Here is a 23,304-nt window from a genome sequence, read left to right as displayed (position 1 = left end):
AGATTGAGGAGAATCCAATGGCAGGACCGTTAGAGGGTGTTCGCGTGCTGGACCTGACCGGCGTCGTTTCGGGACCGTTTGCTACGATGTTTCTGGCCGATCAGGGAGCGGACGTCCTGAAGATCGAGCCAATCAACGGCGATATCACACGGCGCAGCCGGGCGACCATTGACAAAGCGGGCGAGTTCTCGGCGCTGTTCATCTCCTCCAATCGAGGCAAACGATCGCTTTCCGTCGACGTCAAGAGCAATGCCGGAAGAGAGATTCTAGCGCGCCTCGTTGCGCAGGCCGACGTGCTTGTGCAGAACTTTCGCCCGGGGACCATGGAGCGGCTCGGTCTTGGCGCGGACGAACTGCGCGAGCGGCATCCTCGACTGATCTACGTTTCGATCAGCGGCGTCGGTGACAGCGGGCCGTATGTGAGAAAGCGGGTCTACGATCCTATCATCCAGGGCCTATCGGGATTTGCGGACATCCAGGCCCAGCCGGCAACCAATCGTCCCCAGATGATCCGGACCATCGTCGCTGACAAGACGACTGCCGTCTTCACCGCGCAAGCGGTGGCATCGGCGCTCTACGCCCGGGAGAAGACAGGGCAGGGCGATCATATCCACGTTGCAATGCTGGATGTCATGATCTCCTACCTCTGGCCGGAAGGCATGATGCAGTACATGGTCGTGGGCAGCGAACAGCAGGCCGGCGATCCCAACGACCGCCCGGATCTGGTCTTCAAGACGCTCGATGGATATCTGACCTGCGGCACGATTTCGGATTCGGAGTGGCGAGGATTCTGCAAGGCAACTGGGGATCCGGAGCTTGCAAATGACGAGCGCTTTGCGACGCCGACGGCGCGCTCTGTGAATGCCACCGCGCGCATCAACAAGATGCAGGAATACTTCGAGCGGCACACCACAGCGGAATGGCTCGAGCGGCTCGATGCTGCCGACGTGCCGTGTGCGCCGATCTTGCGGCGGTCGGAGATCATTCGGAACGAGCAGGTGGTGGCGCGAGGCATCATTACCGAGTTCGACCAGCCCAACGTGGGGCGGGTCCGGCAGCCGAAACCTGCAGCGCGATTTGCCGTGAATGAGGCGGCGATCCGGGGACCAGCGCCGCGCATCGGTGAACATACCCGCGACGTGCTCCGGGAGCTGGCATTCTCCGATGCTGATGTCGAGAGAATGATCGCGGAAAAAGCAGTGCGGACTGCAGCCAACTGACGAATTGGAGACGCTTACATGTCAAAAGCTGAAAAGGTGGCGCTGCTTGTCGGAGCCGGCGATGCGATTGGTGCAGCAGTAGCGAAGCGCTTTGCGCAAGGCGGCTTCACAGTGTGTATCGCAAGACGAGAGGCCGAGAAGTCCCATCAGTTGGGTGAGGAGTTGAGAGCGATGGGGCATCCTTTCTATGCCTTTTCGGTCGACGCCCGCAAGGAAGAGGAAGTGCAGCGACTGTTCGCTACAGTAGAAAAGGAGATTGGGCCAATCGAGGTTTGCCTGTTCAATGCCGGTTCGAACGTCAACAAACCTCTCCTCGAGACGACAGAAAAGCTGTTCTTCAAGGCGTGGGAACTCGCCTGCTACGCGGGATTTCTGGTCGGCCGCGAGGCGGCCAGCCACATGCTGCCGCGTGGCCGGGGTACGATCCTGTTCACAGGCGCGACGGCGAGCCTGCGAGGCGGCACGGGCTTCGCGGCTTTCTCGGCCGCGAAATTCGGATTGCGGGCGGTCGCGCAGGCGATGGCACGCGAACTGGGGCCGAAAGACATTCACGTTGTGCATCTGATCATCGATGCCGCCATCGACAGTGCTGCGATCCATCAGCGCCTTAAGGCGTCGGGCGTGGATACTGCAACGATCAAGCCTGATAGCTTGACCAAGACGTCTTCGATTGCGGAAGCCTACTGGTTCGCTCATCACCAGAGTCGCGACGGCTGGACTCATGAGCTGGATTTGCGGCCGAGTGCGGAGACCTGGTGAGATGACCGCCAATCTGATTCTTTGGGGCGCAGGGACATCTCGGACAATCCGACCGCATTGGGCCCTCCACGAACTCGGACTTGCATACGACGTGCGTCCGATCCTGCCGCGCACAGGGGAAACCAAAACGGCTGAGTTCACGGCCTTAAGTCCGCGCCAGAAGATCCCGTTACTGCAAGACGAAGAGCTGACCATCGGCGAAAGTGCGGCGATCGTCGCCTATCTGGCGCGGCGTTACGGCAATGGCGAAATCTCGCTCATTCCCGATGATCCCATGCTTTACGCCAAGTGGCTCGAATGGTGTTTCTTCATCGTCACCGAGCTGGATTCAACCAGTCTTTATGTGATGCGAAGACACGGTACAGTCAAAGGGCTGGCGCATCTCTATGGTCACGCTCCGGACGTCGTCCAACGCGCCGGGGAGTATTTCAGGGACCAGCTGCGGAACGTCGACGTCGCCTTGAGAGACGGGCGATCCTACTTGATGGGAGATCAATTCACCACTGCCGACATCCTGTTGACCACGTGTCTGATCTGGGCGATCGACTATGGTGTCGGGATCTGCGACAGCGCCGAATCGTACTTGTCGCGTACGACTGCGCGGGATGGCTATCGCGCTGGCGAGAAGGCAAACAGTCCCGGAGGGCATGCCTCACCTTAGAGGCAAGCGTTGCTGGAGCATGATCCGGAAAAGTGGATACCGGTTTTCCCTCGCGGCAAACGCGAAGCGTTTTGCGCCGAGGTCATGCTCAAACAAAAAGATAGAGCGGGATGATGCTTCGAAGAAAAATCATCGCGCTCGAGTGAGAAAGTCCAGCAAGGCTTGGCTCGTGTCGTGAGGGTTCTCCTCGCACATGAAATGCCCGGCATCCACGGCAGATCCCGTTACATTCGTTGCCCACCGTTTCCATACCTCGATAGGTGTGCCTGCCGAGGAGGCAATGCCCTTCGTTCCCCATATTACGTAGAGCGGGACTTCGATCTTTCGCCCGGCGGTCAGATCTGCCTCATCGTGCTCGAAGTCCGCATAAGCTCCGGCGCGATAGTCCTCGCATATTGCGTGTATCCGGCGCGGATCTTCCAACGAATGCAGATAGTGCTCGACAGCGACAGGATCGAACTTGGCATCGAAGATGCGTCGAAAATAGCCTGGATCCCCCCGAATCAGATCTTCCGGAACGGGAGAGGGCTGGGCCAGGAACGTCCAATGGTAAATGCGCAGCGCCGAGAGCCGATTGAGGCTGTTCCAATAATCGTAGGTTGGGAGGATGTCGAGCAATGCCAGCTTGCTAAGTCGCCGCGGGTGATCCAGGGCCAAGCGATAGCCGACTCGACCGCCGCGATCATGACCGGCCAGCGCGAATTGTTCATGTCCCAATCGCTCCATGGCCTCGATCATGGCCTGTGCCATCGCGCGCTTCGTGTACGACCGGTGATCAGGGTCGCTCGGAGGTATGTCTGACGCGCCGTAACCGGGCAGATCGACCAGAAACAACGTGAAATGATTTGCTAGTGCCGGGCTCACGCGATGCCACATTACGTGCGACTGAGGATAGCCGTGCAGCAACAGCAATGGCGGTCCCTTGCCTCCGCTGCGCGCAAAGATCCGACCAAGGCTTGTCTCGATAGAGTGTGTTTCGAACCCGGGAAACATATCCGTCTGTTCAGGCATCTTCCCTCCGAAGCTCTCTCGCGGCGGTGATTAAAAGGTTGGGCCTCCGCGAGCAAAGTAGCCCGTCACATTCCGTTCAGCGCGGATCACGCCCGTTGGTATGACGTCAAACATATTATACCGTAAGAAAAAGTTGAACAGAACCTCCTCGGGGAAAATCCTATGCGGCATGTTGAACTCACTGACGCAAACGCTCGCAGGCGCTGCCCTGACGTTCCAGCGAAACGACGATGTCCTTAAGCCACCGGCGTATTGATTTGATTCTCGCCGTGTTCGCATCCGCCGTCCGATACACCAAATGAAAATCTGGGGCCTCTGGTAGCGAGCGAGGTCGAAGCAGGACTTTGAGCCGCCCGGACGCCACCAACGGTGCCACCAAGGGCAGGGGAGCCAATACGGCGCCGACGCCCGACTCTGCCATTTGCAAAGCCGCAAGCAGACTATCGCTGGATAGCACGAGATCCGGTAGCTTGATGCTCGCATCAGCCTGTGCGAACCATTGCTCCCATAAACCGGGAACGTTGTTGAGCTCGATTAGCGGCAGTGCCGCAACGTCCCGCTCTGTCCGGATGACGCCGTATCTATCGCACAGCGTTTGGTGGCGAGCGGAGCGATTTTCGACCGAAAAATGCGGTGCGTGCTGAGCCCGCGCTCAATCGGTACCCCGACCTGAATGGCCGCGTCGATGCTTTCAGCATCGAAGTCGACACTGGTGTTGCGTGCTTCAAGCCGCACATCGAGCGATCCATTCATGGCCTTCAGTTTTCCGATGTGAGGCAGTGCAGCAAAAGCTGCGAAGCTCGGAGAGGCGCTGATTCTGATAATCTCGCTGCCACTGCGATTCAGGAGACCTTCGCCCGCGCGGCTCATTTCAGCGAATGCCTTCAGTATGGAGGCTCCATAGCTTTTCCCATCCGTGGTCAAGACCAGCTTGTTTCCGACACGCACAAACAGCTTCACGCGGAAGTGCGTTTCAAGCGAATGGATTTGATGACTGATAGCTGATTGCGTCAGCCGGAGGTTTTCCGCTGCTGCCTTGAAGCTGCCGAATCTGACGGCGGCTTCAAAGGCACGAAGCGTGGACAGGGGCGGCAAGGAAGATCGCGAGCGCTGCATGTGAATTGGACTCATATGATCGCAAGGATTTTCATTTGCTGGGTCGGCTGCAGTTCACCATGCTGACATCAACCACGAACACAAGCAACGCGGTTTCCACGACGTGCGCGCGGCACGCGACGGAAAAAACCGCAAGCCGACAGGGAGGACATTTGACCGCTGAGAGGTCAATCGACCGGGAATCGGTGCCCGGTCATTACCAAGCAACTAGCGAATACGCGGATAGGTCATGGCATCGCCGCCTGTTCGAGGTTGCTTGAAGCGGCGAGCGCAGGCCGAAGCGACCGCGCAAAGCACAGTAGAGGAGAACCACATGAACGTCGTCCAGAAAATCGATCGCCCGACAACCGAAGCAGTGAAGATGTACTCGGATCTGCCGCAGCCGCCGGTGTTCGCGACCCTCCAGGAAGAGCGGCTGCATCGTAAGCAGCGGCTCGCTGGGGCCTTTCGGCTGTTTTCCAAGTTTGGCTTCGATGAGGGGGTCGTCGGACACATCACGGCTCGCGATCCCGAGTTCACGGACACGTTTTGGGTCAATCCGTTCGGAATGCATTTCAGCCTGATCAAGGTGTCCGACCTGATAAGGGTCGATCACAATGGCAAGGTGGTCGAGGGCGGCCGGCCGGTGAATGCCGCGGCCTTCGCCATTCATTCGCGCGTTCATGCCGCGCGGCCCGATTCCGTTGGTGCCGCGCATGCACACTCGACCTATGGGCGGGCGTTCGCCGCGCTGGGGCGGAAACTCGATCCGATCTCACAGGACGTCTGCGCCTTTTACAACGATCATGCGCTTTACGATGACTATGGCGGCGTTGCCGTCGAGCTGGACGAAGGGCAGCGGATCGCCGAAGCGCTCGGGTCCGGCAAGGCCGCAATACTCCAGAACCATGGGCTGCTGACTGTCGGCAAGACTGTGGATGAGGCGGCGTGGTGGTTCATCACCATGGAGCGCTCCTGCCAGGTCCAGCTGCTCGCGGAAGCCGCCGCCGCGCGCAGCGGGCAGCCGCTCAAGATGATCTCGGAAAAGTCCGCCGAGCAGGCTTTCCAGATCATCGGCACTGCGTTTACGGGCTGGTTCCAGTTTCAGTCCCTGTATGCGCGCATCCTGAAAGAGCAACCGGACTTTCTCGACTGATCGCGACAAGCGGAGGAACACGACGATGAACAAGCATGCGAGGCCCGCGGTCGGGACTGCTGCGGCTAACCTTTCGACGGAAGAGCGGAAGGCGCGCGAGGACCTCGCCGCCTTCTATCGCATCTGCCACATGTTCGGCTGGACGGAGCTCATCTACAACCACATCACCGCGCGGGTGCCTGGGCCCGAACGTCACTTCCTGATCAATCAGTTCGGCCTGTTGTACAACGAAATCACCGCGTCCAATCTCGTCAAGATCGATGTCGATGGCCGCGTGGTAGATGGCAGCAACGCCCGCGTCAACGCGCCGGGATTTACAATCCACTCAGCTATCCATATGGCGCGAGAAGACGCGCATTACATCGTGCACACCCACACGACGGAGGGTGTGACGGTGGCGTGCTCGGAGCACGGCCTGTCGCCGCACAATTTCTACGGTGCGCAGCTCTACGGCCAGGTTGCCTACCACGATTTCGAGGGCATCTCGATCGACTTGGCCGAGCGCGAAAGGCTGGTGAAGTCCCTCGGCGACAAGAACTACATGATCCTTCGCCACCACGGGCTCCTTGCCTGTGGTGAAACGGCAGCCGCCGCGTTCTTCCGAATGTATCAGTTGCAGCGCGCCTGCGAGGTGCAGGTCAACACCATGAAGATCGGGCAAGAGCTGCGTCCGTTGGGAGAGGCCGTGCTGAGCAGGACCGTCCAGCAATCTCAGTCCGCGGTCGCGAAGGGCTTCGATAAAGATCATGGCTTCGGTCAAGACACCTACGCGGCCTTGGTGCGCCAACTGGATGCCCAGGGACTGAATTTCCGATCGTAGAGACGGCATTTCGATCCGACGCGCCGCCGCCGCGTCGCCACGGTCGCGTGATTGCGGATGGATAGAGTGCATCTTCTCGACGCCACGGGCCGGAATGCCCGCGGCTGACGCGGACTCGCGGGAGCCTGCAGCGGGCTCCCGTCTCATCAAACCAATAAAACACAAGACAGCAAGGGGGGTTAAATTGAGCGAAGCCATATCGAGCCATGTGCGCGTTTCATCCGAGATACAGGATGTCGAGCAGTCTACGATCTTGAAGATCTCGTACCGGCTGATCCCGTTTCTTGTCGTAGCGTACTTTTTCTGTGTGCTTGACCGGGTGAATGTCAGCTTTGCGGCGCTGACCATGAACGCAGATCTTGGCTTCTCGCCGCTGGTCTATGCCTGGGGCGCCGGAATCTTCTTCATCGGCTACTTCATCCTCGAGATCCCGAGCAATCTTGCGCTGCATCGCTTTGGTGCCAGGCGCTGGATCGCGCGCATCATGATCGTTTGGGGTTTGATTTCCGCCTGTACGGCCTTCGTCACCGGGGCGACGGGCTTCTATGTCATTCGCTTCCTGCTTGGCTTGGCCGAAGCCGGCTTCTTTCCAGGAATCATCCTCTATCTCACTTATTGGTTCCCAGCTGAATACCGCGCACGCGTGATGTCGGCCTTCATCCTCGGAGCACCGCTCTCCGCGGTGCTTGGCAGTCCGCTCTGCGGCCTGTTGCTCGAGCTGGACAACGTCCTCGGATTGAAAGGCTGGCAGTGGCTCTTCATTGCCGAAGGTTTGCCTTCGGTCATCCTCGGTCTGGTTGCGCTGGTCTATCTCCGGGATCGTCCGTCGGACGCAGGATGGCTGGCGCCGAACCAAAAAGCGTGGCTCGAGGCGAAGCTTGCGAGCGAGCGTGCATCTGTAGAAGCGACACACAAACTGTCGTTGGGCGAAGCGCTGCGGTCGCCCAAGGTCGTTGCGCTGGGTTTGGTCTATTTCGGGCTCCTGGCGGGTCTATACGGTGTGCAGTTCTGGCTGCCTCAGATCGTGAAGGGCTTTGGTCTGTCGAACGTGCAGACCGGCTTTGCAAGCGCCTTACCCTTTGCATTCGGTGCACTGGCGATGGTGTTGTGGGGGGCACGTTCCGACCGCAAGCGTGAGCGCATTCGTCACATCGTGGTGGCGCTCCTGGTGTCATCGGCCGGCCTTGCGGCATCCGCTCATGGAGGCAATCTCACGCTCACCATGGTCGCCCTCATCATTGCTTCAATGGCCGGCTTTGCGGCATTCGGATTGTTCTGGACACTGCCTGCGGCGTTCCTGACGGGGTCGGCCGCCGCCGGAGGGCTCGCGCTGATCAATTCGATCGGCAGCCTCGCCGGATTCGGCGGACCTTATTTGATCGGCTGGCTCAAGGAATCGACAGGGAGCACCGTCGCAGGATTGCTCTTCCTCGCTGTGCTGCCGCTGTTGGCCGCCTTGCTTATCCTGGTGCTGAAGCACGATCAGTCGACAGAGTTCGGTTCGGCCAATTCCTGATCCTTGCACACTGGCTCGCTCCGGTGCGGACGCTCACGTGTCGCGCCGGAGCGAACATTAGTGGATGATCTTGCTTCGGCGGTAGGCCGCTCCTTCTTAAATTCGATAAAAGAACTAGTGGCTGGCAACCTGTCCGCGCGCTAAGTCGCGGCTCAAATTTGTAGCCGATCAGGGCCACAATTCGCAAAATAAGCTCTCGAATCGCAATTTGATCGTCGAGATTAGGGGCTCACCGGCTCTTGATCCTGCAGTGCGGAGAGAGCTGCTACAGTCTGCTTGCTTGACAAGTTCGAAAATAGAACTGTAGATTTGTGATTGTCGTGGGTTTCTCCACGGCCCAAAAAGAAAGCCGCGCTTCGGACGACGGCTCGGATGGAGACAGCGAAGGAGGACGGCCTCTTGTTCAGAGCACTCACGACTGCATGCGCGCTAATTGCTGCGCTCGCGACATCCGCAATTGCCGCCGACACGCCCGGGGTCACCGCGACGGAGATCAAGGTTGGCGGGATATTTCCCTTCAGCGGCCCGGCTTCATCGATTGGCCTCGTCGGCCGGAGCGTCCTGGCCTATGTCCAATCCATCAACGACCGGGGAGGCATCAACGGGCGCAAGATCAACTACATCGCCTATGACGACGCCTATAGCCCGCCGAAGGCAGTCGAGCACGCCCGCAAGCTTGTCGAGAGCGACGAGGTCGCCTTCATTTTTAGCCAGCTCGGAACACCCGGCAACACAGCAGCGGCAAAGTACTTAAGGGCGCGGGGGGTGCCGACGATCGCAATCGTTTCCGGGTCGAGCAAATTCACGGATGTCTCTAATTTTCCACTGACGACCACGAGTCTTGTGAGCTTTGACACTGAAGGCAAGATCTATGCAAAGTTCCTGGCCAAGACGCTGCCCAATGCGAAGTATGCAATTCTTTATCAGAATGACGATCTTGGTAAGGACTACGTCAGCGCGTTCAAGGAATTCCTGAAGAGTGATTTCGACAAGAGGGTCGTGACGGCCTCCTATGAGGTAACCGAGCCGACCGTGGACTCCCACGTTGTCAACCTGAAGAACTCCGGCGCATCCGCGCTCCTGGTAGCGGGGACGCCGAAATTCGCAGCGCAGGCGATCCGCAAGTCGCACGAGCTGAACTGGAAGGCGCTGATCGTCCTGAACTATCCGTCCAGCTCCGTCGGCGCGACGCTAAAGCCCGCGGGCCTCGATATCTCGACCGGCGTGGTCGTCGGCTCGATCACGAAAGATGCTACCGATTCGATCTGGGACCAGGATCAAGGCATGAAAGATTATCGTGCCTTCGTCGACAAATACATGCCCGGCATCGATATAGCCGATAACAACTACCTGTTCGGCTACACCCAGGGGAAGCTGCTTGAGCAGCTTATCAGGCAGTGCGGTGATGATCTGTCTCGTGAAAACATCATCAAGCAAGCCAGGAGTTTCAAGGACGTTGCGCTTCCGACGGTGCAGCCGGGTATCAAGGTCAACACGTCAGATAAAATCAACATGAACTTCACCCAGATGCGGTTGCAGCGCTGGACGGGGACGCATTGGGATCTGTTTGGCGAGGTGCTGGACGCGGCATCCGAATAACCGGTGCCGTTTGATCGCATCAACCGCAAGGGAGACGTCGTGAAGGGATTGATGCAGAACCAACCGCTGCTGCTTTCATCGCTCCTCAGGCATGCAGATCGCTTTCACGCCGATACCGAGATCGTCTCCCGGACGGTCAAAGGACCGATTCACCGGTATGGGTACAGTGAGGCGGCTCGGCGCACACGCAAGCTTGCGGATGCTCTTCATCGCCACGGAGTCGTCAATGGCGATCGCGTGGCGACCCTTGCCTGGAACACGTATCGGCATTTTGAGCTGGAACACAGCGTGACTGGTCTCGGTGCAGTGTGGCATGCGATCAATCCGCGGCTCATACCCGCACAGATTTCCTACATCGCCAATCACGCCGAAGACAAAGCGCTGTTCTTCGACAGCAGCTTCTTGCCGCTCGTGGAGAAGCTGGCGCCTGAATTATCGACCGTCCGATTGATGGTGCTGATGGTCGATCGCGCAGAAATGCCTGTATCAGCATCTCTGCCGAACCTGCACTGCTACGAGGATTTCATCGAAACCGGCAACGACGGCTTTGAGTGGCCTGAATTCGACGAGCTTTCAGCCTCATCGCTGTTCTACACATCGGGAACGACGGGCAATCCCAAGGGCGTGCTTTATTCGCATCGCTCGGACGTGCTGCATTGTCTTTCGATCACCGGCGCCTATTCAATGGGCTTCTCAGCACGAGACACCATTCTTCCGATGACCCCGATGTTCCACGCCAATGGTGCTTGGGGGATGACTCATGCAGCGCCAATGGTCGGTGCAAAGCTGGTGTTGCCGGGGCCAAAGATGGATGGTGCCTCGATTGCGGAACTGATCGAGGACGAGGGCGTGACAGTCACAGCCGGCGTCCCCACGCACTATTCAAATCTGTTGCGCCACTATGAAGGCGCCGGCATCAAGCCGAAAACACTTCGACGCATCGTGGTCGCCGGTTCGGCGCCCGCGGCGAGCCTGATCGAGGGTTTCGAGCGGCTTGGCGTCGCCGTCAATCACGTGTGGGGCATGACGGAGACGAGCCCATGTGGCACCAGCCCCCAGCCATCGAGACGAACGGAAGTGCTTCAAGCGGAGCATCAACGCGATCGCAAGACTTCGCAGGGACAGCCCATCTATGGCGTCGATGTCAAAATTGCCGATGATGTGGGTCGAGAGATGCCGCGGGATGGCAAGTCGAGCGGCCGTTTCATGGTGCGTGGTCCTTGGGTGATCTCCGGCTACTTTCGGAACGACAAGGAAGTGCTGCAGGACGGATGGTTCGATACCGGCGATCTCGCCGTCATGGACCGCGACAATGACATTCGTCTCACCGATCGCGCCAAGGACGTTATCAAGTCCGGTGGCGAATGGATCAGTTCGATTGACATCGAGAACGTCGTCTCCGGATGTCCTGGCGTCTCCGAAGCGGCCGTGGTTGGGATTCCTCATCCCAAATGGGAAGAGCGGCCGTTGCTCGTGGTCGTAGTGAAGTCCGGGTTCAGCGTCTCAACGGCGTCGATCAGGGCCTATCTTGAGGGCAAGATCGCGAAGTGGTGGATCCCCGACGATGTCGTGTTTGCCGACGCGCTCAGCTACGGCGCGACCGGAAAAATTCAAAAGATGGAGCTGCGTCAGCGTTTTGCCGGGCACTATGCGACGCTCGAGAAGACGGATGAGAAAATCTGAACGCTTCAGGCGGCGGTAGTCAGAGTTCGAAGTGGGAGCGGCGACCACGCTAGTCCGCAGCATTTACAGTTCTCGTATGGAGGTTGAACCTCGGACTCTCCAAAGCGCTTCGCCAATCGAAGATACAGAACGAGGACGTTGGCAGGAAATCACCTGCACTTTGGCACCAAATGACCTTGCTGGCGGGTTTCGGGCCCCTAAAGCTTCAAACAGGGAAGGAACGCTAAAGCAGGAGGGCAAAGATGCCACCATGGAAGATCTGTCATCCGGCCGAGGTTTGCACGGCCGAAGACAGGAAGAATTTGTCCCAGAGCATCACGATGGCGCAATCCGCGCATTGTCAGACGCAAGAAATACTGTCGGACCCGACGTTCAGGCAATTGGCTTCGGCGCGCGCCAAGCTCCGCTGGAGCTTGTCGATCATCACGTTGATCATGTTTTTTGGCTTCATAGCCCTGATCTCGACCGCACAAAGTGCGCTCGGAGCCAACATCGCCGGAAGCGCCATACCCGTCGGGCTCGGTCTCGCGTTTGCGATGATCGTGCTCGTTGTGATCTTGACGGGGCTATACGTGCAGCAGTCGAACTCCCGGTTCGACCCATTGAATCGTGCTTTGCTTGAGGAATTCGGACAATGATGAGACGCTGGCTGATGGCGATGATGTTCACGGCGGCGCCAACCATTGCAATGGCGCAATCTGTCGCGACGCGCGACCGCGGCACGGACGGAGTGGCGATTGGCATGTTCTTGCTGATCGTTTTGGTGACGCTCTTGATCACCTACCGTTCGGCCGGGAGCACGAAGTCGAAGGCTGGCTTCTATACCGCCGGCCATGCAATAACCCCACTGCAAAACGGCCTTGCGATCGCCGGCGATTTCCTTTCCGCGGCGGCGTTCCTCGGAATTTCCGCCCTCGTGTACGCGAACGGCTTCGATGGCCTGCTCTATGCTATCGGCTTTCTCACGGGCTGGCCCATTGTGTTGTTCATGATGTCCGAGAGAATGCGTAACCTTGGCAGTTATACATTTTCGGATGCCGCTGCATTTCGCCTGGATCAAACGCCAATCCGCCTCGTGGCCGCCACCGGCAGCCTTGTGGTTGTTCTATTCTATCTGATTGCGCAGATGATCGGGGCGGGCAAAGTCATTCAGCTGCTGTTCGGTGTGCACTATCTCGTCGCGGTGGTCGGGGTTGGCGTGCTGATGACTCTGTATGTCGCAGTAGGCGGTATGCAGGCAACGACTTGGGTTCAGATCACCAAAGCAGCATTGCTCCTGACCGGCGGGACGTTGATGGCCCTGACGGTCTTGTGGCACTTCAATTTCAGCTTCGAACAGTTGTTCGCGACGGCCAGCAAGATCCATCCGAAGGGCGCAGCCATATTGGCGCCGGGAGGTCTGTTTGCTGAGCCGATCTCCGCAATCTCTCTCGGTCTTGCGCTCGTATTCGGCACCGCCGGCCTGCCCCACATCTTGATGCGCTTTTTCACCGTCAAGGACGCGGCCGGCGCACGCAAGTCGGTGTTCTACGCTACCACGTGTGTAGCGTATTTTTGCCTTATGATCCCGCTGCTCGGTTTCGGAGCCGTCGCAATCCTGATGTCGGATGGCTCATACTTCAACGTGGGATCATCGGGACAGTTCAACAAGGTTGCCGATCTCATCGGAGGTCCGAATATGGCCTCGATTCACCTGGCCCACGCAATGGGTGGTCCTGTTCTTCTGGGCTTCATCTCGGCGGTAGCCTTCGCCACGATCCTGGCAGTCGTTGCTGGGCTGACGCTTGCGGGTGCATCCGCGATCAGTCACGACATTTACGGCCAGGTGATTGCGCGCGGTCGGGCGTCCGACTTGCTGGAGGTGCGGATTTCGAAGATCGCGGCGCTTGTCATCGGCGTCGTCGCGGTGCTTCTGGCCTACGCATTCGAAAACCAGAACGTGGCCTTCATGGCGGGGCTTGCCTTGTCGGTTGCCGCGAGCTGCAATTTTCCTGTGCTGGCCATGGCCATTTTCTGGCGCGGAACTACAACGCGCGGCGCCGTCGCAGGCGGGCTCGCGGGACTCATCAGCTCCGTGCTGCTCGTGGTTCTCAGCAAAACCGTGTGGGTGGCGGCGTTCCACTTTGCATCAGCGCCATTCCCTTACGATAACCCGGCCTTGTTCTCGATGCCGCTCGCGTTCCTTTGTGTCTGGCTATTCTCAGTGACGGACCGTAGTGAAAGGGCCGCTCGCGAGCGAGGCGCGTTTGACGCCCAGTTCATCAGGTCCGAAACCGGAATTGCCGCAATCGCACAGACCGGAGGTGTGGCCGCGTCGGCCTCATGACGCCGACGCGGAGAGACTCGCGGCCGAGGATGTGGATGCCTGTTGCCAGACCGTTTCATGGGAGTTGCTATGTCAGATGTCGATGAGGTCGATGAGACCCACGATCCGGCTCGCCGAAGCTTTGTCGAATCGGCAAATGATCCGGACACGGAGTTTCCGATCCAGAATCTTCCGCTTGGGATCTTCAGCACTTCGAGAGATCCGGTGCCAAGGATCGGTGTTGCGATCGGTGATCAGATTTTCGATCTGAAACGCGCGCGTAGCCTTGAACTCCTTCCTTCGTCCCTTCCTTCGTTCGTCTTTGAACAGACAACGCTTAATGCACTGTTCGGGCAGGGTAGATCGACGTTGCGAAGGTTGCGCAGGTGCGTTGCAGATCTTCTCGATCGGGAAACGAGCGCGGATATCACAAAGCGACGTGCTGCCGATCTATTCGCGCCCATAGATCAATGCACCATGTACCGTCCCACTGATGTTGGGAACTACACTGATTTCTACGCTGGCATTTACCATGCACGTGCCGCGGGCGCGTTGCTGACGCCGGAGAACCCGCTTCCGCAAAACTACAAATGGATACCAATCGCATATCATGGGCGGGCATCGTCCGTACAAGTCGGTCGAGGCGCGATCAAGAGGCCGCTCGGGCAGCGTCCGCCGTCCGAACCGGGTAGGGCGCCGGAGTTCGGACCTTGTGAGAGATTGGATTTCGAACTTGAGATGGGATTCTACCACTCCGGCGGCAACGGCATCGGACATCCGATCCCGATCGGAGAGGCAGGACGAGAAATTCTCGGATTCTCGCTGCTGAACGACTGGTCCGCGCGGGATATTCAGCGTTGGGAAATGTTCCCGCTCGGACCATTTTTGAGCAAGAGCTTCGCAACATTTGTCTCGCCTTGGGTCGTGACGTCAGATGCCCTGATACCGTTCCGCGTGGCGGCGATGGAACGTCCTGACGGTGATCCTCGTCCCCTTGGCTATTTGCTGGATGAGGCGGATCAGGCTGCTGGCGGAATTGATGTCGACCTCGAAGTTTATCTTTCAACCGAACAGATGCGGAGCGGGGCTGCGCCCGCAGTCCGTATTCTGACATCGAACGCGCGTTATCTTTATTGGACGCCGGCCCAGATGATCGCACATCACACGGTGAACGGGTGTAACCTCGAGGCCGGCGACCTCATAGGCACAGGGACGATCTCCGGACCGAGCCCGCAGGAGCTCAGCAGCATGCTGGAGCTGACAGCCGCCGGCGCGAAGCCGGTCGGCCTGCCAAATTGTGAGCGTCGCAGCTTCCTGCAGGATGGTGACGAGATCACGTTCAAGGGGCGATGCAGTCGAGGAGGGTTCGCGTCCGTCGGATTCGGGAGCTGTACAGGTCGCATTTCCGGGGCGGCGCCAATCGTGACCAAAGAAGCGGTTTAGGACGACTATCGAGGGAGAACGCCATGCCGTGTTCATCGCTAAACATGTACCCGCTTGCGATCTTGTCGGAGCTTGACACAGATGAATTCTACTTCGGTCAACTCATTGTGCTTGCGGCAGGCCTGTCTCTTGTCGTCGCTGGTCGAGCGCTCCTGCTGCTCGTCCTTGGCTACTAGAGTCCGCACGTACAGGCCGACCGGCTCTTAACGTCGCGGGCGAAAATCGCTTGGCGAGTGGCCGGTCCATTTCTTGAATGCCTTCCGGAAGCTTGTAGCATCCGCGAAGCCGACTCGCTCGGCGACCTGGTCGATGGCCATGTGGGTATTTTCGAGCAGTTCGGTCGCAAGCGCGCGTCTCATGCCGTCAAGGATGGATTGGTATGAAAGTCCGTTATCGGCAAGTTTTCGATGCAGCGTACGGACGGAGAGGCCGAGTTCGCTCGCGGTCTCGCTCGCGGCCGGAAAGCGGTTGGGGCTGTTCAGGCAGGCTGCGCGTATCTTGCGAGCAAGTTCCGGTTCGCCCGGACTCTCCGTTAGCACGACATCGCAAACCTGCTGGCAGATCTTGGCGGTTATCGGGTTGGCGTTCGGACAGAGTTGGCCAAGAACGTCGGCGTGGAAATGCCATTCCATGGTCTCGGCACCAAAATCAATCGGGCAGTTGAACATCCGCTCGTAATTTCGCCAATGTACCGGCGGTGGAAATGGAAAGACCATTCGCCTGGTCGGAAACGGCGCCTCAAGGACCCGGCTGAACAGGGACGTCATCGAGCTACGCCAGAATTCTGCGGCGAAGGGCAGGACGTCGCCGAGCGTATCCAAACCGTGACTGCGCAGTATCGCTGTCGTTCCGTCGATGCGGAAACTGATCTGACGAACTGCGGGACCCGCCATCGTGACATGGTCAAGCGAAAACATGAGCGCGTCCCCGAACGTTCTGCTGCTCACCATCGCGTAGCCGTAAATGCCGTAATCGCTGATCCTCTGTCGCGCACCGGCCAGAAGACCGATGTCGGGCCGCTTGGCCAGTTTCTTCGCGTTTCGGTAGATTGCCAGTCGTTGTCGGTGCGAGATACGTGCGTGTACATCCTCCAATTGGTCCACCGTCACGCCAGTTCGGGCAAACAGGTCGTGCACCGATACACCTTCCGCGGCCAATTCCGCCGCAAGGGCTCCGAGTCCAACCAGGATCTGTGTTCGGCTGTCGGGATCGCCCGAGACCGGGGTAACGACCTTAACGAGCCTCATTGTGCTCCGACCTTCGCTGTCCAGGACACCATAGATGGCACAAAATAACTCGCCGGAATAGTAAGCCAAGCGCCATTTGGCAGTTTATGACACCATCATTGGCAGAATTAGACGTTGTTCTGAGGGCTGCGCGGACACAACTTCAATTCAGCGGCTGCGCCGACCGGACGGGATCGGAGGAGCATTGCTTCCGAGCATGTTCCTGAGCCGGCTGGCCCGCACAGAATTGAGATCGTCGAAAAAAGCGAAGGGGAGCAGATGACCACGGTAAGGCATGAAATCGACGGCAAAGTCGGCGTGGTGACGCTGGCGAAGCCGCCTCACAATCTGATCGATGACGCGTTGATCGAGGATCTCATTGCGGCCTATCGGGCTGTCATCGCCGATGGCTGCCGCGCGATCTTGTTGCGGAGTTCGCAGCGCCATTTCTGCGCCGGGGCGGAGATGCAGTCCTGGGGCAAAACAACGCTCATCCACACTGACCAGGCCAAGTTGGAGTCCATGCTGCGGGCGCTTGAGGATGCGCCAGTCCCCACCGTTGCGGCGTTGAATGGTGGCGTATTAGGCGGCGGCCTCGAGCTTGCACTGACGTGCGACATGATCATTGCTGCAGACACGGCGTTTCTTGCCCAGGTGGAGGTCGCTGTCGGTCTGTTGCCTTTGCTCGGCGGAACGCAACGTCTGGCTCAGCGTGCCGGCGTGGCGCGGGCAAAGGAAATTGCGATGCTTGGACGCCGACATACGCCGGAGGCGTTCGAGCGTTGGGGGATCATCAATCTCGTGGTCGCTGAATCCGAGCTGGCTTCAGCGTCGATGACATGGGCGCGGCAACTTGCTGCCGGACCGACGCAAGTCATCAAGGGAATCAAGATGCAAGCGAACCTCGAAGCGCGGGGCGGAATTGCGGCCGCGGATGCGCGCCAGGTCGAGATCAACACGATGATCTGGGAGACCAAGGATCGCCAGCGTGGAGCCGATGCCTTTTTCGCGACGGGGCCCGCAACCGCTGTCTTTCAGGGAGACTAATGATGCCTGCCCCGTTGGAAGGTCTTCGCGTCGTCGACTTCACGCGCGTGCTGGCCGGACCTCATTGCACCAAAGCGCTGCGCGATCTCGGTGCGGACGTTATCAAGATCGAGCCTCCATCCGGCGATCTGGGCCGCGTCGGCTTGCCCTACGTCACCGGCATCGGACTTTACTACGTCCAGCAGAATGCCGGAAAACGCAATCTCAGTTTAGACCTGAACTATGCCGAGGCCCGCGAGATTGTCACCGCAATGTGTCGCGAGGCGGACATTATCGTTGAGAATTTTCGTCCGGGTACGCTGGCGCGTTTCAAGCTCAGCTATGACGATATCCGCGTCTACAATCCCCGCATCATCTATGTTTCACTGAGCGGATACGGGCAATCGACGTCCTGGCGTAACCGGCCCGCCTTTGCCCCGACGGTGCAGGCCGAAACAGGCCTGACGGCGATCGTGCAAGACCACTTCGGCGAAGCCTTGACGGAGGCGCGCGGCGACGCGTGCAGTCACGCTGACGTCTATACAGGATTGCAGGGCGTAATAGCGGTTCTCGCTGCCTTGCAGGATCGCAATCGCACCGGCGAAGGCCAGCACGTGGATGTGTCGATGGCTGCCACCATGCTGTCGGTCAATGAGCGGGCGGGTGCGTTGTTGTCGGGTATCGACACCGATGGTGAACCCATCGCACTGTCGGCGAACGAATCGCACATCTTTGAGATGGCAGACGGGACGCGTCTAACCATTGCTGGCAGCCCAATCTATTCGCCGATGTTTCAGCGATACTGCGCCATGATGCGGCGAAATGATCTTCTGGAGGACCCGCGCTACGCGACCGCACAGTCGAGGCGGCGCAACCTGGCGCCACTGCTCGCGGAGATACGGGCTTGGTTGGGCACGTTCGACAGCCTGGAACAACTACAGGCCCAGGTAAGCGAGGCGGGACTCGCCGTCGGCAGGGTCCGAACCACGGAAGAATTTTCCGCTTCCGATTGGGTGAAAGAGTGGAACGCGGTTGTGAGCGTCGACGATCGCGCCGGCGGATCGGTTCGAATGCCGGGAAATCCGTGGATATTCAGCCGCTCAAAACTGCCCCCGGCCGGAGCACCGGCATTCCAAGGCGAGCACAACGAAGAAATTTTGACCGAGCGCGGTGTCCCGGCGGACCAAATCGCGGAGATGAAAGCGCGCAAGGTCTTGCTTAGTCGTCGCACAGCATTCTCTGCTTTCGAAGACTAACAGGTTCGAGCAGTCAACGATCAGGTCGACGTTTGCCGGCCTTCCTTCGTGCCATTACGCTTCGCTCTTGGTGCTTTCCGTTTCAAGACGAAGCTGTATGTGAAATATGAGCTCGCTGGGCAAGTCCTTGTCCAAAAGAGATGTTCTCGCCCGGGAGCTCATAGATCAGAACGACCATATCGTCGGGCGATATGCCTGTCGCTTCGACGGCGCGACTGTTGATCTCCTTCAGCAGGGCCAGGCGAGTATCGCTCGAGCGACCGCTGATGAAGGTGAGCTCGAGGAGGACAAAGTCCTTGGAGTATTCAAGTCCTAGAAAGCCCGGCGTGTGCACGAAGCGCTGGGGCGGCAGTTCGTAAAACACACGATAATAGTCTTCCGGAGGGATCTTCAGGACGGATTCGAGGGCGGCCTGGACAGCCTTGCCGAGACGATCGAGGCGTTCGCTGTCGTAACGGCCTTGATGAACATGGAACTTGGCAACGGGCACTACATGCCTCCAGATTTTCGCACCAGGTCAATCCTCGAACAGGAGGACGAATATTAATTGCATATACATGTAAATCCGTCAAGCCAGTAGCCACGGACGCTCGCAACGTGACTTGCTCAGGAGACCATCCTGGGTATATACAAGCAAAATGTCAGAGTCACTTTGCTTTTGCACGACCTTGAGGGAGGCCGCTCGGCGTCTCACCTCGGTCTATGACGAGGCGCTTTCAGGGCTCGGAGTCAATGTGGCTCAATTCGGCTTGCTGCGAATATTGGATCGCAGCGGCCCTTTGACGATGACCGAGTTTGCAACGGCTGCCGAGTTGGATCGGTCGACCATCGGACGTAACGTGAGGGTCATCGAGCGTTTAGGTCTGGTTGCTCTGGAAGCGGGCAAGGACCGTCGGGAGAGTGTGGTGTCGTTGACGAGATCTGGTCACAAGGTCCTCGCGAGAGGTGTTCCACTCTGGGAAAAGGCGCAGCGCATCGTTGAGGTCAAGCTGGGCGTGGCGGGGGCCGAAAATCTTCGCAACGCACTCCGTGCATTATGATGCTTTCGCTTAAACCTGTGGCAATGGCTTAAAGCCCGTTTTGCGCCCTATCGGACGCGTGCTCGACCGACTGCCCGCATCAGGTTGCGGGCCGTCAAGTCTTACGTCTGACAGAGGCGGGCCGTACGCGTTCTGAACCATGCCCGTCAAAGGAGAAACTAGATGCCGCTCGTACGTATTGATCTGAACAAGAGTGCGTCGCCCGAAGTGGCGCGCGCAATCGGTGATGCGGTCTACACGGCCATGATCGAGGTCGCGAATGTACCTCCGCATGACAAGTTCCAGATCGTGACCCGTCACGACGACTCCGAGCTCGTATACCCAGCAGAGGGTTATCTCGGTGTCCAGTATTCCCGGAACATTGTGTTCATCCAGGTGACGTGGGTGGCAGGGCGTTCAACGGAGACGAAGAAGGCTTTCTACAAGCGAATTGCAGACGACGTTCACGCGAAAACAGGTTTGGCCAAGAGTGATATTTTCATCAGCCTGGTCGATGCCGCACGCGAGGATTGGTCATTCGGCAATGGCGAGATGCAGTACGCCCCGAAGTAGCCTTAAGAGGGCGGCGCGCAGTACCGCTGCCCCCAAAGTAAGCACCGATCGATCTGTGGCGTGCCGTCTGACAGAGGACAATAGATGAGATTTCGTCAGACCTCATCAACCGGAGAAAAATTCCATGCCAACCTATCAAGTCACAGCGCCAAAGGGACGTCTTGCCGAGACGCAAAGAGCTGCGATTGCGCGCTGCATCACAGAGTCCCACTGCGCGGCGACGGGCGCGCCGAAATACTTCGCCCAGGTCATCTTCAACGAGGTCGAACAGGGTAACTATTATCTGGGTGGCGCGCTGCTGGGTAGGGATCAGGTCTTCGTTCATGGAACGATTCGGGCCGGCCGATCGTCAGAAACCAAAAGCAAGATAATGAGAGAGATCGTGCAGGGCATCGCCGCACTGGGTATCGATCCAAGTTGCATCTGGGTTTACATCGCGGATCTTCCGGCAAGTCAAATGATCGAGTTCGGCCGGGATTTGCCTGAGCCTGGGCAAGAGGCGGCATGGACAGCGTCGCTGCCTAGCAGCGAGCGCGAACGCCTTGAGAGCATTGGAAGGGAGCAGCAATCATAATCGCTCGGCAGGATGTACGAAGCAAAAGAGCCGTTGTCGAACATCGCGCGTTTCCGGGAGAAGGCACTGACCATGAACTTAGTCGTTCTATTCTTTGCCGGCGCCTTTTTGTGCAATTCGATCCCGCATCTAAGCGCGGGATTGCAGGGAGCGGCGTTTCCAACGCCTTTCGCGAAGCCACGAGGGGTCGGTAATTCGTCGCCGTTCCTTAATTTTCTTTGGGGCTCATTCAACCTTTTCGTCGGGATAGCCCTGGTCTCGCTCTGTCCCATCGCCGTAGGACCGAACCTGGACTGTCTGACGATTATCGTCGGATTTCTTGCCCTGGGTACATATCTATCGCGCCATTTCGGAAAGGTGCGAGCCGGGCGATGATCACCTCCCTCGACGGCTGCACCCTGTAGACCATCGCATTCTTTGACGATGAGCCCCCGAGCAACTTTCCGCGCGGAAGGTAGATCCGCCGCTGCCCCAGTGCGGGCGCCGGCTCGCTGGTAAAATCCCGATCGAACTGCGTTGGCCAGCACTCCGGTGCGATGAGCTTTCGACGTTTTCCGAAGAAGGGACTATCTCTCGCGGGTCAAATGCAGGTGAACGACAAAATCGTCGTCTATCACACAAAACGTTCCATCGGTAACGCGGTCGCTTGATGTGACATCACATAGTAGCAGCGTCCGGCCTAGTCTGTCCCAGTTTCCGATCGACGGGGATTGGCGATGAGCGCATCGAACGGAGCTGCCGAGGTGGGCGCACAACTTGGACGGCTGATCCGGCGCGCTGCAGAAGATCTGGTCCATTCACTGTGGGGCGGCGCTGCACATCTGTTGCGCATGCTGACAAGCACTGACGAGCCGGAGCATCCGAAATGCCCGCGCGTCGTCCAAGAGTGGTTCATGCAGCCGCTCGAACATCGCATCCGCATCATCGCGCGAAGCGCGGTGGATGGTATGGCCTCGCACACCAACGGGTGGGACGTTGCCCCCGAGGTCGCGCATCATCATCCCCTGCGTGTCGTGACGAAGGGCCTGGGCGTTTCAGCTCAGGACGAAGCGTTTGTCCTGACCGCTCCTCTAAAATGCACTGAGCGTCAAACTGGTGCATTTCTTAACAAGCGTCCCCCGCACGAATGGCTCTAAACCATCCCGAAGCGGCTGGGGCGGCTCCTCGCGTCCTCAATCTCATGCGAACGATTTCAAGCCCCGATGCCGTCAGGACAGTATCCAGTCGTGAGCCAGCCGGGATCGGCCGAATGATCGATACGATTGCTTTCAAGGCTAACATCAATGCGCCGACCAACTCATGGGATCGTAATGGATGCGCCTTGCCGGAGGAAGTAGCCGAACAGCAGTAGTGAGGCACTTCACGGCATTTCAGAAAAAGAATGCGGAAACGACGGATCAAGACGGGACAACATTCGTTATTCGCAGCTTCTCCGCGACTGATGACAAGCAGTCCAAGCGAGATTCTTCTCGTCGATAACGATGAGTCTCTTGAGCAGCAACTCTCGCGCTTTCTATCGTCTCGGGATTGTCGCGTGCAGGCAGTCCGGTTCTCCGACGATCTACCAGTGCTGGTCGAACGCAGTCACTCGAGTTTAATCCTCCTGGATATCGAGTCTTCGAGAAAGGACGGTTTCGATAACCTGCGAAGAATTAGAGCGATCTCGGACGTTCCAATCCTGGTGACGAGCCGCCGCTTAACTGCGTTCGATCGTGTGATCGCGCTGGAGCTTGGCGCCGATGTCTGCATCGATAAACCATTCGATGTGCACGAGTTCTGGGCACAAGCGCGAGCGATAGAAAGGCGTCAGAAATTAGGGCGCTATCAAGTCTACAGGCCGCGAGAACGTGGCACCTACAAGTTTGATGGCTGGACGCTCAGGCTTCTGGACCGCCGCCTCATCGATCCAACCGGTCGCTCCTCCTCGTTGAGCAGGTCGACCTACGCGTTGCTGCTTGCATTTCTTGACGCCCCAAGAACACCACTGTCCCGCGGGTTCCTGTTAAGGGCCGTACAAGCACGCGAAGATGTTTTCGACCGGAGTATCGATGCTCAGGTCTTGCGGCTTCGGCGCTTGTTTCAGCGAGGTGCGGCAGCGAAGTCTCTCATCAGAACTGCGCGAGGCGTCGGATACCTGTTCGACGCCGTCGTCGAACGACTTCATTAATTGGCGTTGTTCTTCATCCTAGTTGGAACAGCGCAGCCGTCACGTCATCGTGTCACTACCGGGCGTCAATGTTGATTGTCTGATGTTCTTCGGCGGGTGTTCTTTCGATGTAACCGAACGCATCTGTAGCGCCAGTGCGGCGAACGCGCAGATGGTCTCAAGACGACGGGCTGTGTTGTCGGCTCGCTTTCGAGG

General features: G+C 58.4%; 22 protein-coding genes. 18 read left to right on the top strand and 4 right to left on the bottom strand.

From position 1 onward, the window contains the following. Positions 1-17: 17 nt before the first annotated feature. The 3 genes from K288_RS0127255 to K288_RS0127245 are packed head-to-tail and all read left to right on the top strand — an operon-like array spanning position 18 to position 2,640. On the top strand, positions 18-1,220 hold the full coding sequence (locus K288_RS0127255) for a CoA transferase (RefSeq protein WP_027582420.1): 1,203 nt from the start codon (positions 18-20) through the stop codon (positions 1,218-1,220). 18 nt (positions 1,221-1,238) lie between these two features. Then, positions 1,239-1,979: an SDR family NAD(P)-dependent oxidoreductase gene (locus tag K288_RS0127250; RefSeq protein WP_027582419.1), complete on the top strand. Its 741-nt coding sequence runs from the start codon at positions 1,239-1,241 to the stop codon at positions 1,977-1,979. A 1-nt stretch (position 1,980) separates the two neighbouring features. Beyond that, on the top strand, positions 1,981-2,640 hold the full coding sequence (locus K288_RS0127245; protein WP_027582418.1) for a glutathione S-transferase family protein: 660 nt from the start codon (positions 1,981-1,983) through the stop codon (positions 2,638-2,640). Positions 2,641-2,769: 129 nt separating this feature from the next. Here the strand turns inward: K288_RS0127245 and K288_RS0127240 are convergent, their stop codons facing one another. Both K288_RS0127240 and K288_RS46685 read right to left on the bottom strand, forming a co-directional pair. Next, positions 2,770-3,651 carry an alpha/beta hydrolase gene (locus K288_RS0127240; RefSeq protein WP_027582417.1) on the bottom strand — a complete coding sequence of 294 codons (882 nt, stop codon included), beginning with the start codon at positions 3,649-3,651 and terminating at the stop codon, positions 2,770-2,772. Between the two features lie 534 nt (positions 3,652-4,185). Continuing rightward, positions 4,186-4,767 (bottom strand): LysR family transcriptional regulator, encoded by a 582-nt coding sequence (locus K288_RS46685; protein ID WP_051334750.1) that lies wholly within the window; start codon positions 4,765-4,767, stop codon positions 4,186-4,188. Positions 4,768-5,080: 313 nt separating this feature from the next. On the opposite strand from K288_RS46685, the gene K288_RS0127230 reads away from it, so the two are divergent. The 8 genes from K288_RS0127230 (at position 5,081) to fahA (ending at position 15,268) form a co-directional block, all read left to right on the top strand. Further along, positions 5,081-5,902, top strand: a complete 822-nt coding sequence (locus tag K288_RS0127230) for a class II aldolase/adducin family protein (protein ID WP_027582416.1) — start codon at positions 5,081-5,083, stop codon at positions 5,900-5,902. 25 nt (positions 5,903-5,927) lie between these two features. Beyond that, the gene (locus tag K288_RS0127225) at positions 5,928-6,722 is read left to right on the top strand and encodes a class II aldolase/adducin family protein (RefSeq protein ID WP_027582415.1); all 795 of its coding nucleotides are present in this window, start codon (positions 5,928-5,930) and stop codon (positions 6,720-6,722) included. A gap of 184 nt (positions 6,723-6,906) precedes the next feature. After that, on the top strand, positions 6,907-8,238 hold the full coding sequence (locus K288_RS0127220) for an MFS transporter (RefSeq protein WP_051334749.1): 1,332 nt from the start codon (positions 6,907-6,909) through the stop codon (positions 8,236-8,238). A gap of 399 nt (positions 8,239-8,637) precedes the next feature. Next, positions 8,638-9,837, top strand: a complete 1,200-nt coding sequence (locus K288_RS0127215; protein WP_027582413.1) for an ABC transporter substrate-binding protein — start codon at positions 8,638-8,640, stop codon at positions 9,835-9,837. Positions 9,838-9,888: 51 nt separating this feature from the next. Beyond that, a complete protein-coding gene (locus K288_RS0127210) occupies positions 9,889-11,520 on the top strand; it encodes a long-chain-fatty-acid--CoA ligase (protein WP_084799746.1) in 1,632 nt (543 codons plus the stop codon). Positions 11,521-11,840: 320 nt separating this feature from the next. Beyond that, the gene (locus K288_RS0127205) at positions 11,841-12,158 is read left to right on the top strand and encodes a DUF485 domain-containing protein (RefSeq protein ID WP_027582411.1); all 318 of its coding nucleotides are present in this window, start codon (positions 11,841-11,843) and stop codon (positions 12,156-12,158) included. 23 nt (positions 12,159-12,181) lie between these two features. Then, positions 12,182-13,846 (top strand): cation/acetate symporter ActP, encoded by a 1,665-nt coding sequence (actP, locus tag K288_RS0127200; protein WP_244443270.1) that lies wholly within the window; start codon positions 12,182-12,184, stop codon positions 13,844-13,846. A 69-nt stretch (positions 13,847-13,915) separates the two neighbouring features. Continuing rightward, complete coding sequence (gene fahA / locus K288_RS0127195) at positions 13,916-15,268, top strand: fumarylacetoacetase (protein WP_043160807.1); 1,353 nt, start codon at positions 13,916-13,918, stop codon at positions 15,266-15,268. A gap of 203 nt (positions 15,269-15,471) precedes the next feature. On the opposite strand, the gene K288_RS0127185 is transcribed toward fahA, so the two are convergent. After that, complete coding sequence (locus K288_RS0127185) at positions 15,472-16,404, bottom strand: AraC family transcriptional regulator (protein ID WP_244443268.1); 933 nt, start codon at positions 16,402-16,404, stop codon at positions 15,472-15,474. Positions 16,405-16,773: 369 nt separating this feature from the next. Between K288_RS0127185 and K288_RS0127180 the strand changes: the two genes are divergently transcribed. Together K288_RS0127180 and K288_RS0127175 are read left to right on the top strand one after the other, a co-directional pair. After that, positions 16,774-17,541, top strand: a complete 768-nt coding sequence (locus K288_RS0127180; protein ID WP_027582407.1) for an enoyl-CoA hydratase/isomerase family protein — start codon at positions 16,774-16,776, stop codon at positions 17,539-17,541. Between the two features lie 2 nt (positions 17,542-17,543). Beyond that, positions 17,544-18,776: a CaiB/BaiF CoA-transferase family protein gene (locus tag K288_RS0127175; RefSeq protein WP_027582406.1), complete on the top strand. Its 1,233-nt coding sequence runs from the start codon at positions 17,544-17,546 to the stop codon at positions 18,774-18,776. An 82-nt stretch (positions 18,777-18,858) separates the two neighbouring features. Here K288_RS0127175 and K288_RS50865 read toward each other — a convergent pair whose 3' ends face one another. Next, positions 18,859-19,266, bottom strand: coding sequence for a tautomerase family protein (locus K288_RS50865; protein WP_160169005.1), 408 nt, complete (start codon positions 19,264-19,266; stop codon positions 18,859-18,861). A gap of 244 nt (positions 19,267-19,510) precedes the next feature. On the opposite strand from K288_RS50865, the gene K288_RS0127160 reads away from it, so the two are divergent. From K288_RS0127160 to K288_RS0127135, 5 genes are all read left to right on the top strand, one after another. Beyond that, positions 19,511-19,816, top strand: a complete 306-nt coding sequence (locus tag K288_RS0127160) for a MarR family transcriptional regulator (protein ID WP_343208577.1) — start codon at positions 19,511-19,513, stop codon at positions 19,814-19,816. A gap of 162 nt (positions 19,817-19,978) precedes the next feature. Beyond that, positions 19,979-20,368, top strand: a complete 390-nt coding sequence (locus K288_RS0127155) for a tautomerase family protein (protein ID WP_027582402.1) — start codon at positions 19,979-19,981, stop codon at positions 20,366-20,368. Positions 20,369-20,492: 124 nt separating this feature from the next. After that, positions 20,493-20,942: a tautomerase family protein gene (locus K288_RS0127150; protein WP_027582401.1), complete on the top strand. Its 450-nt coding sequence runs from the start codon at positions 20,493-20,495 to the stop codon at positions 20,940-20,942. Between the two features lie 716 nt (positions 20,943-21,658). Then, complete coding sequence (locus K288_RS0127140) at positions 21,659-22,078, top strand: hypothetical protein (RefSeq protein WP_027582399.1); 420 nt, start codon at positions 21,659-21,661, stop codon at positions 22,076-22,078. Positions 22,079-22,323: 245 nt separating this feature from the next. Then, the gene (locus tag K288_RS0127135) at positions 22,324-23,109 is read left to right on the top strand and encodes a response regulator (RefSeq protein ID WP_084799740.1); all 786 of its coding nucleotides are present in this window, start codon (positions 22,324-22,326) and stop codon (positions 23,107-23,109) included. Positions 23,110-23,304: the final 195 nt, after the last annotated feature.

Source organism: Bradyrhizobium sp. Ai1a-2 (genome assembly GCF_000426245.1).
Taxonomy (GTDB): Bacteria; Pseudomonadota; Alphaproteobacteria; order Rhizobiales; family Xanthobacteraceae; genus Bradyrhizobium.
Note: the sequence above shows the minus strand (reverse complement) of the source record. Positions and strands in the feature narration are given on the sequence as shown.